The following is a 14,654-nucleotide window of genomic DNA, read 5'->3' on the forward strand; positions in this document are numbered from 1 at the left end:
AGACGACAGGAGCAGATCCGAATGAACCTCAAAGCGATCTCCCTGGTAGTCGTCGTTGGAGCGGCCGTCATGGTGGCAGCGACGTTCATCGGAAAGCGGGCGGGAGAATCGATGGCGGACGACGTTCAGGCACGCCTGTCGGTGCTGTGGCCAAACCTGATGGAAATGCCCCAGCAGGACCGCGCGCTGCTCGCGCTCCTTGCCTACGAGTGCAAGCTGCCAACGCTACCTTCGGGCCATTCCACGACCGTGGCCTGCCTACGCTCCGCCACCGGCTCCGAGCACATCCGCAAAGCCAGCCCGGACCCTGGTGCTCATTTGGAGAAGCTGCTCGACCAGGCGCGGCCAAACGCGACCAACGCCGAGCGAGGTTGAGCGCGTGTTGCTGCCGCCGGACAGCGGCGTGGACTGTATGTTTATCGGATTCCCAAAATCAGGACCCGATGTTGAAATTCAGAGTCATAGCTTGTAGAGGATGAGCACATGACACCGAATGAACGCCTGGGGCTCTGGCTCGAAGAAGAGAGCAAAGTCCAAACCGCTGTTTCGCGAGGGCCTGGCGCTGGCGTGCCAGGCCTCGAGCTTCTTAAGACCAGGACCGGCCAGCAGGTGATGGAGGGCATGATCGAGGGCACCGTCCCGTACGCTGAGTTCGCCAAGAAACTGACTTTCAGCGCGATCGAAGTGGCGCAAGGCAAAGCTGTCTTCCAAGGGGCGCTTTCCTTGACCTATACCGACCACGACGGCGCGATCCACGCGGGTTGGATTCAGTCCATCATGGATTCCGCAATGGGTAGCGCGGTGCTCACTACCCTGCCCGCGGGCTTCAGCTATGTCACCTCGGCCGTGAAAGTCGAGTTCGTGACCGAGTTGCGCCAGGCTGTAGACCGCGTGCGCGCTGAAGCAACCGTGCTCGAGCGGACGGCGCGGCACTGCTCGGCTTCCTCTCGCCTTGTAGGGCCCGACGGCACCTTGTATGCGACGGCGACGGCTGAGTGCCGTGTGTTTGAGGCTAGACAGTAGAGCAAGCCGCTGAAGGCCTTGCCGACCGCTGGCAAGGATTGAGCGGCCCTCCCCTAGCGTGCTTTGGGCGTACTCGGTACGCCTTTTTCTCGTGTCTATCCTTTCTGAAGGCACCACCCACAATGATTGACATCCTGTTCGTCGAAGACCAGCCCTATGTGAGCGAAGCGACGGCGCGGAGGATCCGCACGAACTCGGAGGTCGGCGAGAATCCGGATATGTGCAACTGCGCCCGAGGCCATCCGGGCACTCGAGGATGATCCTGATCGTTGGGGGCTGATACTTCTGGACCTCGACGTCCCAGGTGCCGTTGGACTGTCGCTGGCGATGCAGATCCGGGACATCGGCAAGGCCCACATCACTTGCATCCTGACGGGAACGTTTCGCCCGGACTACCTCGCGCAAGCTCAAGCGGAGAACTTTCAGGGGTACATCCTGAAGGCCACGGAGATCGACAAGCTCGAGGAGAGCTTACAGCGCGCAATCGCGGGTGAGCGGGTGTTCGAGAGTGCTCAGCCGACCGCAGTTGACGCGGCGGTCCGTTTGACGCGAATGCAAAGGCTCTGTTTGGAGGCGGCGGAGGCAGGACATGCCGCAAAAGACATCGCGCGCATCGTGGAGATCGACCAGCGCTCAGCCCAGTATCACCTCAGCAGCGCGCTTGCCGCTTTGTCCTGCGAGACTGTAACGGCCGCACGGCACAAAGCAATCTCGCTTGGCCTGATCGCGCAAGCACAGGGAGAACGTCAATGAAGGATCTTTTGTTGAACCCCATGCATGTCTTCAAGCCGGCTTCTCGGGAAGACATTGAGGCCTCAGCGCATCAGGGCGCGGATCAACCGAAAGCTTCACGCCAGCTGATCAATGTGACGTTGGCCCATCGGCACTTGGCGAAGCGCCAGTTCCAGGTCCAGCATCTGGCCTACTGGCTCACGGTCCTGGGCTTGCTTGTGACGGAGCTTTCTTCCCCACATCTGCCGCGATTCACGTTAGTTACATGGGTCACCACGGCGTTCGCGATTTGGTTTGTGCGAACCGTTCTGTTCGAGCGCGTCACGTCGGTACCAACGGAGGACGTCCGTCGGTCTGGCTTGCTGAAGCTGATACCGGTCCTGATGGTGTTGATCGCCAGTGCCTTTTGGGTGTGGACCATCTGGCTTTTTTCAGGGCCCACCATGTCAGTGCGGCAGATCTTCCTTGTCGTCGGGCTGATCAGCATCAGCCTGGCCATGACGGGAATGTGGCCCGTGACACCCGTCGCGGTGATCATCTACGTTTCGTCGCTGTGGTTCGGCTTCAGCATCAATCTCTACACGCTAGGGCTGGCCAACCTGGTTGAGCTCATCCTGATCGACCTCGCAATACTCACGGTCCTTTGGGTCTACACGTACATCGCGGTCCACCAGCTGAACGCCCAGCTCGAGGACAGCCGCGAAATGAGCAAGGTGGTCGCTGAGCTCGCCGCGGCGAAGCGAGCGGAGGAACGGCTGAGGAAGACCGCGTACCAGACGCTTGATACGCGCTCGGAGTTTTTCCGGCATGCGAGCCACGACTTCCAGCAGCGCCTTCACGCCGCCAAGATGTGGGTCCTGGCGGGCATGGCCACGCACGAGAACGGGGAGCCAGTCGCGCCCGTCTTGGAGCGACTGGGCGACGAGATGTCGTCGCTGCAGGTTTACGTCAACCAGGTGCTCGACTTCGCACGCATGGAGACGCTGGCAGAGGCGCCGCGGCTCAAGCCCGTTGAAATTCAGTCTCTCTTCCAGGAGTTGGACCTGCAGTTTGAGCGGCTCACCGTGGAAACCAACACGCAGCTGAAGTTTCGGTTGGCCAACGATGTCATCGAAACCGATGCCTCGATGCTGCTGCGCATCCTCGAAAACCTGATCTCCAACGCCCTGAAGTTCACCCGCGATCAGGTGCTCGTCTGCGCTCGTCGACGCAAGGGGGAAATCTGGCTCGAGGTCTGGGATCGGGGGCCGGGGATCGAGCCAGCAGCCTACGAGAAGATCTTCGAGGCCTTTCACCAGGAGGCCAATGCAGATAGTGCCCGCACCAAGGGCGTGGGCCTGGGACTGGCGATCGTCAGGCGCTTCGCTGCCCTGCTCGAGTACCGGGTGATCGTGCGCTCGGCGGTCGGGCACGGCACGGTCTTCCGCCTGGTGATTCCCGTGGCCGAGACTTGAAAACCTAACCTCATACGTGTCCGTGCCAAACGGACCACGCGGGGCGGATGACCGATAATGGTCGTACGACAACCCGCCTACCATGCAGATACCATTCCACGCAGAAGAGCACGCTGGCTGGACTTTGCGGTACTTCGTCTCTGAGGGCGCAGGCCGTGTCGAGATTCTTCGCGACGAAGAAATCCACGCCAAGATTGAGCATCTGGGTGAATCGCGAACCTTGTCTCAGCGCCTCGACCTGGTCGACCAGTTGCGCACGCCGGCGTTCCGGTGGATGAAGGCGCAAGACGCGAAAGACTTTTCACTGACTCTTCCCACGCCCTTGGAGTGACCTCCGCAGGCCGTGAACGAGGTGACTCATGTGCTACTCCGCGGCCGTTCGATCTGATTTCAAAGCTTTCCAGCGGCTCTTTCCGAAGGCCAGGCTCGACCTGAAGTCGTTTTACGACACGTACTGGCGCCGCAAGAAGCCCACGAAGCCGCCTCTACGGATACCAAGGGCCGTCGACCGCATGTTCGCGCAGTCCGATGACGAAGCGCAGGAAGCCATCCGCACCCTGATTGAGGAACACGACGCTGCGTCGACGCGGGCGATCGAAGAGGATCTTTTCGTGCAGCGCAAGCGGTTGGTGACGGCGGAGCGAGCGCTGCAGGAAAAGCCCACGAAAAAAGCGAGCGAGGATCGACGCATCGCGAGCAAGAAGATCGCCGACGGGTTGGTCAAGCTGGAGAGCCTGCGCCGCACCGAGCTGCGCGAGAGCGATACAAGGATCTTCCCGGGGTGGATGGCGCCAGTGTTGATCATCGAGGACGGCGAGGCGGTGGTCCGACTCATGCGCTATCAGCTTCGTCCTGCCGGCAAGCCGGCGGACTTCGACCTGAAGTTCCCGGGTGCATACAACTCGCGCTTTGACAACCTCAGGCGCTTCTGGCGGCACGAGTTCGGCAAGACCCATGGGGTAATCCTCACGACCGCCTTTTTTGAGAATGTGAAGCGCCACGTCGCGGAGCATCGTGAGCTGCAGGCGGGAGAGGCCCCTGAGAATTTGGTGCTGCGCTTTGAGCCTCGGCCGCAGCAGGAGATGGTCATCGCCTGCCTCTATAGCCACTGGATTCCGCCCGCGGGTTCGGAGGAGCCGGACCTGTGGAGTTTTTCGGCTATCACCGACGATCCACCGCCTGAAGTCGCGGCCGCTGGCCATGACCGCTGCATCGTGCAGCTGAGCCGCGAGAACGTCGCAGCCTGGCTCCGCCCGGCAGATCACTCCCTCGATGCGTTGGAGTCCCTTTTGCAGGACAGGGAGGAACGTCCTTTCTATGAGCATCGACTTGCTGCTTGACGTTCCCCTTTCTCGCGGCTTTCTTGTTTTTCTATGCCGAGAATCTTAGGACGTCTGTGAAAGCGTTCGAGCCTTCCGGACACATACCGCGGCTCTCGTAGGCATGTCGCGTTCTTGCGACGTGAGATTGTCATATTCCCCGGCTCACTCGTAGGCCGACTTCGCAATTTGGGTCTGGGCTCGAAGAATGGCGAACTGGCGTGGCAAGGTGTCGGTTAGCTGCAGGCTCTGCCTCTTACCTCTCACTTGACATGATCAACATCGGAATCGTCGACGACCACACCTTGGTTCGGGCAGGCCTGAAGGCCTTGCTCTCCAGCTTCGAAGACTTCAACGTCGCGGGTGAAGCAAGGTCAGGTCGCGAGGCAATTGATCTCGTACGCACCACCCCGTTAGACGTGCTTATCCTGGACCTATCCATGCCCGGGCAAAATGGGATGGATTCGATTGGCTTGATCCGAGCCAAAGCACCCGATGTCGCGGTCTTGGTGCTTAGCGGATATCCGGAAGAGCAGTATGCGGTGGCACTCATCCGGCAAGGTGCGGCCGGCTACCTCAACAAGGACTGTGCGCCTGAGGATATTCCGAAGGCCGTCCGTGCCGTAGCCGACGGGCGTCGCTACATCACCCCTGTGGTTGCCGAAATCCTTGTCTCGGAACTCGAGAAAAAAGTGGAAGACGCGCCGCACAAGCGGCTAACGAACCGTGAATTTCAGGTGCTCATCCGACTAGCTAAGGGGGAGAACGTCGGATCGATCGGCGAGGCGCTATCGCTGTCGGTGAAGACCGTAAGCACGTACCGAACGAGGATCATGGAGAAGCTGGCGCTTCAAACGAACAGTGACCTGACCTACTACTGCCTGAAGCAAAAGCTGCTGGACTAAACGGTGGGCTTGGGCTCCGGAAGAGCCCTTGTCAGTGCCAGCAAGGCCATCAGACCATCCACATGCCAATGTCGGTGCCGAGACCTTGCATGAGTCGCGGATCGCCTTATGCAGAGGATTCAAGGGCAGCTGCAGACCCTGGGCGCGGAGGAGGTCTACAGGCCGGGGGGCCTTGCGCCTATCGGAAATCGCGGCTCGTCGCACGCAGTCCCGAGAGCAGCGGCGAGTGATCGCGCAACTCGAGCGCGATGAGTGAGTTCACGCCTTTCTCGCTCTGCCAGGTTCCTTCCACTGTCAGCAGGGTTGCTCCGCGCAATGCGCGGCGGTATGTCTCAGCGATCGAGGGCCAGACGATGATGTTGACCGTGCCGGTCTCATCTTCCAAGGTGGCGAAGATGACCCCGCTCGCCGTGCTCGGCTGCTGCCGATGTGTGACGATGCCGCTCGTGCAAACCCGCTGCTTGTCGCGCGCGCACATTCGAAGATCTTCCGCAGTCCACGCGCCGAACTCCGTCAGCTTGGGGCGAATAAGAGCAAGGGGATGGCTTCTCAACGTCAAGCCGAGCGTTGCGTAGTCGTCTGCCACATCGGCCCCTTCGAGAGGTTCAGCGAACCCAAGCGGGTCTTCCAGGGTAGGAGCATCGCGCAACATCTCGGGCGGCCTTGTGTCCACGCCGCGGGTCTCCCAGATCGCGTTTGGCCGCGCGCCCACAAGAGCGCGCAAAGCATCGGCATTCGCCAGGCACTGCAGATCGTGGGCATCGAGCGCGGCCCGCCTGGTCAAGTCCTCGACGGTCAAGAACGGTCCCCCGCCGCGCGCTTCCGAGATCCGCATCGCTGTTGCTTGGCGCATTCCCCTGATGCTGCGCATCCCGAGGCGCACTGCTCGAAGTGGCTCCCGGTAATCCGCGAGCCAGCGCGGCGAGGCCGCGCCTTGACTTGGCTCTTCGAGCGTGATGTCCCAGTCGCTGATCGTGACGTCGACGGGCCTGAGAACCACGCCGTGTTCGCGCGCGTCCCGCACCAGTTGTGCCGGTGCGTAAAAGCCCATCGGTTGGGAATTCAGAAGGGCCGCAAGGAAGGCGTCAGGGTGATGCCGTTTCAACCAGCAGCTGACGTACACCAGCAGCGCAAAGCTCGCGGCATGACTTTCCGGAAAGCCGTAGCTCCCGAAACCTTCGATCTGCTTCGCTATCTGCTCAGCGAAGGCCGCGGTGTAGCCCTTGGCCAGCATGCGATCGATTAGCTTTCGTTGATGCGGCTCGAGGCCTCCGCGCTTGCGCCAGGCGCCCATGGCGCGGCGAAGCTGATCGGCTTCGCCGGCGGTGAAGTCTGCCGCGAGCATCGCAATCTGCATGACTTGCTCTTGGAACAAGGGAACGCCGAGCGTGCGTTCCGTAGCCACGCGAATCTCGTCGCTCGGATACTCGATGGCTTCTTCGCCGGCTCGTCGGCGTAAGTATGGGTGGACCATGCCACCCTGTATCGGGCCTGGGCGCACGATGGCAACTTGAATGACCAAGTCATAAAAGCACGCGGGCTGCAGCCGCGGCAGCATCGTCATCTGCGCGCGACTTTCGATCTGAAAGACACCGACGGTGTCCGCAGTGCGGATCATCGCGTAGGTCGCTGGATCCTCTGACGGAACGTCTTGCATCTCGAAGCGTTGGCCAAGCTTCGCTCCGACCAGGTCGAGCGCGCGGTGGATCGCGGTGAGCATCCCGAGGGCGAGCACGTCGATCTTCAGCAGGCCCAGTGCATCAAGATCGTCTTTGTCCCACTGAATGACGCTGCGGTCTTCCATCGCGGCGTTTTCTACTGGCACCAGCCTGCTGAGTTTGTCGCGCGCGATGACGAACCCGCCCGTGTGTTGACTCAGGTGCCGTGGAAACCCGCGCACAGTCTCCCCAAGCTCCATCCATTGCTTGACGAGGAAGTCCTCCCGGTCCAATCCATTCTCGGCCAGGCACTCATCGGTGATCCACTCGTTCTCATCGCCGTGTGCTGTCTTGGCCAGCTTTTCCACCGTCTCGATCGGGAAGCCCAAGGCCTTGCCAACATCACGAATCGCTGACTTCGTCCGGTAGCTGGTCACGACGCCCGTGATCGCGGCGCGATCTCGGCCGTACTTCCGATAGATGTACTGCATGACTTCCTCGCGGCGCTGGTGCTCGAAGTCAATATCGATGTCGGGCGGCTCGCGGCGCTCCGCGCTGATGAATCGCTCGAACAGCACGTTCATGCGCTCGGGGTCCACTTCAGTGACGTACAGGCAATAGCAGACTGCGCTGTTTGCCGCAGAGCCGCGGCCCTGGCACAAGATGCCCTTGCCGCGTGCCCACCGCACGATGTCTTCGACCGTGAGGAAATAAGGCTCATAGGCGAGCTGCGCGATGATCTCGAGCTCGTGCTCGAGCTGCGCCCGCACCTTAGCGCTCAGGCCGCTCGGGAAGCGCTTCGCCGCCCCTTCGTATGTCAGCTTGCGCAGGTGACTCGTCGCGGTTTCGCCCTCCGGCACGATTTCCTCGGGGTATTCATAGCGGAGCTCTTCCAAAGAGAACGTGCATCGCCGCGCGATCGCGATCGTCTCGTGAAGCCACTCCTGTGGGTACTGGGCCGCGAGCTCGTTGCGGCTGCGCAGGTAGGCCATACCGTTGCACTGGAGCTCGAAGCCGGCCGTGCGCACCGTCTTGCCAATTCGAGTGGCCGTCAGCACGTCTTGCAAGCGCTTCCGTCCCAGGGAGTGCATGACGGGGTCCGGACTCGCGGCGATGGGCACGCCGGCCCTTTCGGCGGCTTGTTCGAGTATCCAGCTCCGCAGGTCGTCATCCAGGCCGAAAGGCCTCGGCGCTAGCACCCAGGCGCGATCGGGGAACCAGGCGCGCAGCCACATACACTGGCTGTAAATGCCCTCCACGGTGGCGTCTTTCTCCGGGAGGAGTAGCGCGAGGCAACCAGGCAGACCAGCAAGGTGCGGAGCGCGCGAAATCTTGCCCTCGAGATCGCCGACCAGCGCCGAATACTGACCCTTGTCACTTCGCCGCCGCGCGGCGGTGATCAGCTCCACGAGGTTTCCATAGCCGCGGCGATCCATTGCCAGAAGCACGAGGCGCGCGAACGGGGCGCCGGCGGCCGTATGGAACAGCATCTCCGTCCCCACGATGAAATGGAGCCCGCGCTCGCGAGCCTCAAGGTGTGCACGGACTACGCCCGCCACACTGCACTCGTCTGTGAGCGCGAGAGCGGAATACCGCTTTTCCGCTGCCCTTTCGATCAGCTCCTCGGGTTGGGATGCACCCACGAGAAAGGTAAACGCCGACCGGCAGTGCAGTTCCGCGTATGGAGGAGGATCATCCCCAGGCTTCCGGCCAGCGAGCTGGTCGAAATCCATGACTCCAAAGTCAGGATCTTCATGAGACGGCGTCTTACTGTACATACATACAGTATCGCCAGATTAAGGCATTTGGGTGATGGTTCTGGCGGCACATCAGCTCTCCGCCGCCTTTTGAAGGCCGCTACCGAAAAAATACGCCATAAAATCAATGACTTACGCCGCCTAGGGAGGTTCAACGTCCGGGAGCAACTCCACGACCGTTGCGACTTAAGGCGCTGTCCATCAGCACTTCCAGCACCGTAGCCTTGTCCCTTTATGCCAGCCTCATGCTCACCATGTACTGGTGTCGTTTCGTCAGCCAAGCGGCTGTGTAGGCGGATTTTCTCGTGAGCATGGCAATCTAGTCGGCGCCAACTCCTCGCCAAGCCAAACCGCGCGCGAGGCGGTTCGCGGGAAAAGAAAACTCAACGACGGGCCGCTTGCTCCGTCAGGTGCGTGGACAGGATCCGTGCGGCTGCTCTGAGTTGAGCAACTTTTTCTTCGGCGATCTCTTGCGAAATCACATCAAAGTGACAAGCCGTGCCTACAGCCTTTCCCTCGGCGTCAAAAACAGGGATGCCGCAGTACGACAGCATCACTCCCTGGTACGGGTGCCCTATCAGGCGTTTGTCGAGGCCCGAATCGCCGGTGAAGAAGGATCCATCACGCAGGACGTATTGGCAAAAACTGGACCCGCGCGGCACTTCGGCCAAGTAGGCCGGCCGTGGTTCACGCTGCTTGTCGGCAATCGCGACATTCACCATCCGATCGCCCACCAGGCGATAAACCGCTGAGTAACGATGCGGCACCCCATCGTTCAGAGCCTCCAACGCTGCGTCGAGCCCAGCGGTCGTGCAAATTTCGTCAAAAAGCTTGCTGAAACTCGAGTAGTTGCTGAGTTCCTCGGCTTGGAGTTGGATGGCGAAAAGCCGCTCGATTTCGTTTTCCCAAGCAGTGCCGGCGGCAACGAGCATTCGATCCGCCGCCGCAGGATCCGACGCCGCCAGCGCCTTGTCCAGCATCGGATACGCACGCAGGGCGACGCCGGCTTTTCGAAGCCGTTGCTCCATTTCGTAGTGCGTTGGGACCATCTGTAGACTTGCCAGAAACCCGCCACTATAGACCCGAGATGTGGGACATGCCGTTGAATTTCGGCTTCATCGCCCGAAACGACAGTGCGTTAGCTCCACAGGCTGGTCCAGAGAAAGGCCAGGGTCGCCAGCGCCATGACCGCGGTCGCGGCCCAGCCCAGCACCCGCCAGTGCAGCGGCAGCACCAGCTCGCCCATGAGGCGGCGGCTGCCAGCGGCCCACATGACGCCGACCATGATCGGCACCGACATCAGCGAATTGAGCACCGCCGCCCACACCAGCGCTTTCATCGGATCGACGCCGCACAGGCTGATGCCGATGCCGCAGGCCATGGCGGCCGCGAGGATGCCGTAGAAGGCGGGCGCCGCGCCCACCGGCTGCTCGAGCCCGCGGCGCACGCGCAGGAATTCGGCGCAGGCATAGGCGGCGGAACCGCCGAGCACCGGCAGCGCCAGCAGGCCCGTGCCGATGATCCCCAGCGCGAACAGCGCGAACGCCGCGCTGCCGGCCACCGGGCGCAGGGCCTCGGCCGCCTGCGCGGTCGAGCTCACGTCGGTCTGGCCATGGGCATGCAGGGTGGCGGCCGAGGCCACGATCATCGAGAAGGCGATCGCGTTGGAGAAGCCCATGCCGACCCAGGTGTCGAGCCGCAGCCGGCGCAACTGCGCGCGGGCCTGCGCGGGATGGGTCCGCAGCGCATGGTCGTGCGGCACGCGCTCGATCTCCTCCACCTCCTGCGCCGCCTGCCAGAAGAACAGGTACGGGCTGATCGTGGTGCCGAGGATCGCCACCACCATCTTGATGCTCTCGGCATCCCCGTGCAGGCGCGGCAGCAGCGCGCCCGCGAGCGCGGCCTTCCAGTCGACATGCGCCACCAGCGCCACGCCCACGTAGGCCAGCAGCGAGAGCGTGAGCCACTTGAGCACGCGCACGTAGCGGTGATAGGGCAGCCAGGCCTGCAGCGCCAGCGACAGCAGGCCGAAGCCCAGCGCATAGAGCGCCTCGGGTCCGCCCAGGCCCAGCCGCGCGACCTCGGCCATGGCGCCGATGTCGGCCGCGAGGTTCACGACGTTGGCGACCAGCAGCAGCAGCACCGCGAGCAGCACCACCGGGCGCGGCCACAGCGCGGCGAAGGCCGAGGTGAGGCCGCGGCCCGTGGTGCGGCCGATGCGCGCGCTCGCGAGCTGGATGCCCACCATCAGCGGATAGGTCAACAGCAGCGTCCAGCCCATGCCGTAGCCGAACTGCGCGCCGGCCTGGGTGTAAGTGGCGATGCCACTCGGGTCGTCGTCGGCAGCACCCGTGATGAGGCCGGGGCCGAGGCGGTTCAGGAAGCCGCGCTTTTCGCCAGGATCCGCCTCCTCGTTAGCCGAAGGGCGCTCCGCACCGGTTAACTCCGTCTTTTCCATCACCACTGCCCCCGCACTGCCTTCACGACGATGGCTGAACATAGCTGCCTGTGAGGGGACCGCCATGTAGGCCGAGAACTGTGAACACTCTACGCCTCGGTGCTTCTTTTTGATCTGTCGGTCAGCGCCAGTCGCTACGTTTAACGCCAGGAATAACTCGTCGCCTAACTAAGCTGCGCTGCAACCGCGCAATGCTTTTTCAGAAAGGCCTGCTGCGGACTCTGCGGGAGGGTGCCGCAAATTTTTCCGCTCAATAGCCCATTCATGGGCGAGCGTCACTAATCGAGCGCGCAATTCCGCTCGAGTCTGATTCCATCCCACGGACACCAGGGTGCACCGTAGCTCATCCTGTTCTCGAACCTCCAAGCATTCGCTGATAGGGCCAGACGGGATTTGCCTGAAACGGCAAAATTGCAATTGCCAGCGGTGGAGGAACAGGCTGGCGTTTTCATCGACCTGATTTCCGCTATCAATCCGGACTGGCGGACCGCCAAATTCAGCAGACTTCATGAAAACTTCAGATGGCCACAAGCCGCAACACAGGCTCTGGTCTATTCAATACCCCTTGAGTCACTCTTCTTTGGTACAAAAACTTGGGTCGCAATCTAATTCGATGTCGTCAGGCGTGCAGCTTCGAACTGCGCCTTAGCACTCACACGGCCTGAGTATAAAAAGATAAACTCCGCACCCGAGCCGCCTCTGCGCTTACAACGATGTAGGAATGAGACTACAGGTTGAAAGGTGCAGCACGTCGCTTGCGCCGAAAGATTTTTGTCACCGCCACATCATTATTCGAGACTTCCTCACAAGCTAGCATGCCAGTCGATCCCAAACATATCCCGCTGTCAACGCTGAGCCGTCAAGACGGTCAAGAGGAAATCGAATGGGCCAGGACAGCCATTGATCGCTACCGCCGAGTGGTCAATAGCCCCATAGAAACAGCGATCATCACTATCGACGCAAAGGGCGTCGTGACGGGGTGGAGCGCTGGCGCCCAGCATATTCTGGGCTGGACCGAATCCGAAATGCTCGGCGAGTCGCTTGGGCGGATATTTCCGACCGAGGAAGGAGGCGAGAAGCTGCTGCTCGCCGAAATTCAAACCGCAGCCGCAAACGGAACAGGCGGCGCAGAAGGGTGGCGCATCCGAAAAGGCGGCCAACGATTCTGGGGGATTGGTGAGACCAAGCTGCTATTCGAGGCCGATCCAGAAGGCGGTTTCGTAAAAATCTTGAGAGATCGAACCAAGCACAGAACGGTGGAAACGGCCCTGCGCGAGCGAACGCGCGCTCTGGAAATATTGAACCGTGCTGGAACAGCGCTTGCACGGAAAAATGACTTGGATGAATTGGTGCAGACGGTTACCGACGCCGGTGTAGAACTCACCGGTGCTGAATTCGGAGCATTTTTCTACAACCGAGTTAATGCGGCTGGCGAAAGCTATATGTTGTATTCCATCTCGGGTGTTCCTCGGGAAAAATTTTCAAAGTTCCCCATGCCGCGAAACACCGCCGTGTTCGCCCCGACATTTTCTGGTGAAGGGATAGTGCGCTCTGACGACATCACCAAAGACAGTCGTTATGGGCACAACGCCCCCAACGTGGGCATGCCCAAGGGGCATTTGCCGGTTTGCAGCTACCTAGCAGTGCCTGTGATTTCGCGAGACGGGAGCGTTCTGGGAGGACTCTTCTTCGGGCACTCGCAGCCAGCTAAATTCAGCGAGGAATCCGAGCGCAATTTGTCGGGTCTCGCCGGAGAAGCGGCGGTGGCAATTGACAACGTTCGGCTTTTTGACGCAAAAGAAAAGGAGATTGCCGAGCGCCGGCGAGCAGAAGAACAGTTGCGCGAACTGAATGCTGGCCTCGAAGAGCAAGTCCGAAAGCGAACCGAGGAATTGGTCCAGAATTTGGAAGCGCTTCGACAAGCACAGAAGATGGAGGCAGTCGGCCAGTTGACGGGGGGTATCGCCCACGACTTCAACAACCTCCTGCAAGTGATCGTCGGCAACTTGGAAATCCTTTCGCGGGGCCTTCCAGAGGAAATGGTGCGGCTACGTCGCGCAGCCGTTCAGGCGATGTCTGGAGCGAAGCGCGCCGGTTCCTTGACCAAGCGTTTGCTTGCCTTCGCCCGGCGCCAACCGCTGGACCCTAAGCGTCTAAGCGCCAACGTAGTCGTCACTGGCATGGCCGAGCTCTTGCGCCGCGCCGTGGGAGAAACTATCGAGATCGAAACCGTCAGTGGAGGCGGACTCTGGACAGTCGAAGTCGACCCCAACGAACTCGAAAGTTCGCTGCTGAATTTGACAGTCAATGCGCGAGATGCCATGCCCGCTGGCGGCAAGCTGACGATTGAGACATCCAATGCTCATTTAGACGAAGCATATGTAGCTCGCCACGCAGAGGTAGCAGTTGGTCAATACGTGGTCATAAGCGTGACCGACACGGGCTGCGGGATGGACGAAGAAACGAAGCTGCGGGTTTTCGAGCCTTTCTTCACAACAAAGGCTGAAGGCAAGGGCACTGGCCTGGGCCTTAGCCAGGTCTATGGTTTCGTCAAACAATCAGGTGGTCATATCAAGGTCTACTCGGAACTGGGAAAAGGCACGACTGTCCGGATGTACCTGCCTCGTAGTGAAAGTGGGACTTCCGACCAAGAGGAGCCCGGCCTCGATTTGACCCCGGAAGCCAGCGGCGAGACGATCTTGGTCGTGGAAGACGATCCGGACGTTCGAGCCTATTCTGTGTCCGCACTCCAGGAACTCGGCTATCAGGTCATCGAAGTTCAGGACGGTCCTTCGGCAATCACTGTCCTGGAAAAACGCAAGGTCGATCTGATATTCACCGACGTCGTTTTGCCCGGCGGAATGACGGGCGCAGACGTCGTTCAGCGCGCCCGGTCTATTTATCCTGGGATCAAGGCTCTCTTCACGACGGGCTATGCACGCAATGCGATCGTCCATCACGGACGTTTGGACCGAGGCGTGCATCTCATCACGAAGCCATTCACGTTCGATGAGCTAGCTGCGAAGGTGAGAGAAGTCCTGGATTGAACCTTGCCTCCAGATCGGCCAGACCGCGATCTTTCTGACCGTCGGTCTCGTTTGGCCAAGGCGCTCGCGAGGGGACGCCCCACACTCCGCAGAGTGCCGGGTTTGTATCGTCAGGCTCGCGAGGAGTTCGCCTACATGATCGCGGCAGTGTTGGTGCGAGCAACGCTCAGGCGGACATGGGTTCGCCCTGGACGGGGATTTCGATGCAGGATAGCCACGAGGACCTTTTCTCGGCGTGGATGGCGGCCGAGGAGGCAGTGCAGGATGCGACTCAGCACGTTCTTGCAGAGTCGCAAGGACG

General features: G+C 60.9%; 12 protein-coding genes. 9 read left to right on the forward strand and 3 right to left on the reverse strand.

What is annotated here, in order from left to right; translation table 11 throughout:
- Positions 1-21: 21 nt before the first annotated feature.
- The 8 genes from AC1HIL_RS41295 (at position 22) to AC1HIL_RS41330 (ending at position 5,433) form a co-directional block, all read left to right on the forward strand.
- The gene (locus AC1HIL_RS41295; RefSeq protein WP_479669682.1) at positions 22-375 is read left to right on the forward strand and encodes a hypothetical protein; all 354 of its coding nucleotides are present in this window, start codon (positions 22-24) and stop codon (positions 373-375) included.
- Positions 376-483: 108 nt separating this feature from the next.
- Positions 484-1,023, forward strand: coding sequence for a PaaI family thioesterase (locus AC1HIL_RS41300; RefSeq protein ID WP_479669681.1), 540 nt, complete (start codon positions 484-486; stop codon positions 1,021-1,023).
- 122 nt (positions 1,024-1,145) lie between these two features.
- Positions 1,146-1,283, forward strand: coding sequence for a hypothetical protein (locus AC1HIL_RS41305; protein ID WP_479672826.1), 138 nt, complete (start codon positions 1,146-1,148; stop codon positions 1,281-1,283).
- On the forward strand, positions 1,264-1,776 hold the full coding sequence (locus tag AC1HIL_RS41310) for a transcriptional regulator (RefSeq protein WP_479672834.1): 513 nt from the start codon (positions 1,264-1,266) through the stop codon (positions 1,774-1,776). The genes AC1HIL_RS41305 and AC1HIL_RS41310 overlap by 20 nt, the downstream gene beginning before the upstream one ends.
- Positions 1,773-3,209 carry a sensor histidine kinase gene (locus AC1HIL_RS41315; RefSeq protein ID WP_479669679.1) on the forward strand — a complete coding sequence of 479 codons (1,437 nt, stop codon included), beginning with the start codon at positions 1,773-1,775 and terminating at the stop codon, positions 3,207-3,209. The genes AC1HIL_RS41310 and AC1HIL_RS41315 overlap by 4 nt, the downstream gene beginning before the upstream one ends.
- 82 nt (positions 3,210-3,291) lie before the next feature.
- The gene (locus AC1HIL_RS41320) at positions 3,292-3,540 is read left to right on the forward strand and encodes a hypothetical protein (RefSeq protein WP_479669678.1); all 249 of its coding nucleotides are present in this window, start codon (positions 3,292-3,294) and stop codon (positions 3,538-3,540) included.
- Between the two features lie 28 nt (positions 3,541-3,568).
- Positions 3,569-4,549 (forward strand): SOS response-associated peptidase family protein, encoded by a 981-nt coding sequence (locus AC1HIL_RS41325; RefSeq protein WP_479669677.1) that lies wholly within the window; start codon positions 3,569-3,571, stop codon positions 4,547-4,549.
- 251 nt (positions 4,550-4,800) lie between these two features.
- Complete coding sequence (locus tag AC1HIL_RS41330) at positions 4,801-5,433, forward strand: response regulator (protein ID WP_479669676.1); 633 nt, start codon at positions 4,801-4,803, stop codon at positions 5,431-5,433.
- A 178-nt stretch (positions 5,434-5,611) separates the two neighbouring features.
- On the opposite strand, the gene AC1HIL_RS41335 is transcribed toward AC1HIL_RS41330, so the two are convergent.
- The 3 genes from AC1HIL_RS41335 to AC1HIL_RS41345 all read right to left on the reverse strand — a co-directional run bounded on the left by AC1HIL_RS41335 (position 5,612) and on the right by AC1HIL_RS41345 (position 11,306).
- Positions 5,612-8,824, reverse strand: coding sequence for an error-prone DNA polymerase (locus AC1HIL_RS41335; protein WP_479669675.1), 3,213 nt, complete (start codon positions 8,822-8,824; stop codon positions 5,612-5,614).
- A 407-nt stretch (positions 8,825-9,231) separates the two neighbouring features.
- The gene (locus AC1HIL_RS41340; RefSeq protein WP_479669674.1) at positions 9,232-9,876 is read right to left on the reverse strand and encodes a hypothetical protein; all 645 of its coding nucleotides are present in this window, start codon (positions 9,874-9,876) and stop codon (positions 9,232-9,234) included.
- Between the two features lie 110 nt (positions 9,877-9,986).
- Positions 9,987-11,306 (reverse strand): Nramp family divalent metal transporter, encoded by a 1,320-nt coding sequence (locus tag AC1HIL_RS41345; protein ID WP_479669673.1) that lies wholly within the window; start codon positions 11,304-11,306, stop codon positions 9,987-9,989.
- An 815-nt stretch (positions 11,307-12,121) separates the two neighbouring features.
- Between AC1HIL_RS41345 and AC1HIL_RS41350 the strand changes: the two genes are divergently transcribed.
- Positions 12,122-14,353, forward strand: a complete 2,232-nt coding sequence (locus AC1HIL_RS41350; protein ID WP_479672827.1) for an ATP-binding protein — start codon at positions 12,122-12,124, stop codon at positions 14,351-14,353.
- Positions 14,354-14,654 lie beyond the last annotated feature (301 nt).

The organism is Variovorax sp. ISS6 (genome assembly GCF_056523145.1).

Bases quoted from the DNA above. Each gene is read 5' to 3' on its own strand.
- AC1HIL_RS41295 (WP_479669682.1), top strand. From the start codon at position 22: ATGAACCTCAAAGCGATCTCCCTGGTAGTCGTCGTTGGAGCGGCCGTC.
- AC1HIL_RS41300 (WP_479669681.1), top strand. From the start codon at position 484: ATGACACCGAATGAACGCCTGGGGCTCTGGCTCGAAGAAGAGAGCAAA.
- AC1HIL_RS41305 (WP_479672826.1), top strand. From the start codon at position 1,146: ATGATTGACATCCTGTTCGTCGAAGACCAGCCCTATGTGAGCGAAGCG.
- AC1HIL_RS41315 (WP_479669679.1), top strand. From the start codon at position 1,773: ATGAAGGATCTTTTGTTGAACCCCATGCATGTCTTCAAGCCGGCTTCT.
- AC1HIL_RS41320 (WP_479669678.1), top strand. From the start codon at position 3,292: ATGCAGATACCATTCCACGCAGAAGAGCACGCTGGCTGGACTTTGCGG.
- AC1HIL_RS41325 (WP_479669677.1), top strand. From the start codon at position 3,569: ATGTGCTACTCCGCGGCCGTTCGATCTGATTTCAAAGCTTTCCAGCGG.
- AC1HIL_RS41330 (WP_479669676.1), top strand. From the start codon at position 4,801: ATGATCAACATCGGAATCGTCGACGACCACACCTTGGTTCGGGCAGGC.
- AC1HIL_RS41335 (WP_479669675.1), bottom strand. From the start codon at position 8,824: ATGGATTTCGACCAGCTCGCTGGCCGGAAGCCTGGGGATGATCCTCCT.
- AC1HIL_RS41340 (WP_479669674.1), bottom strand. From the start codon at position 9,876: ATGGAGCAACGGCTTCGAAAAGCCGGCGTCGCCCTGCGTGCGTATCCG.
- AC1HIL_RS41345 (WP_479669673.1), bottom strand. From the start codon at position 11,306: ATGGAAAAGACGGAGTTAACCGGTGCGGAGCGCCCTTCGGCTAACGAG.
- AC1HIL_RS41350 (WP_479672827.1), top strand. From the start codon at position 12,122: ATGCCAGTCGATCCCAAACATATCCCGCTGTCAACGCTGAGCCGTCAA.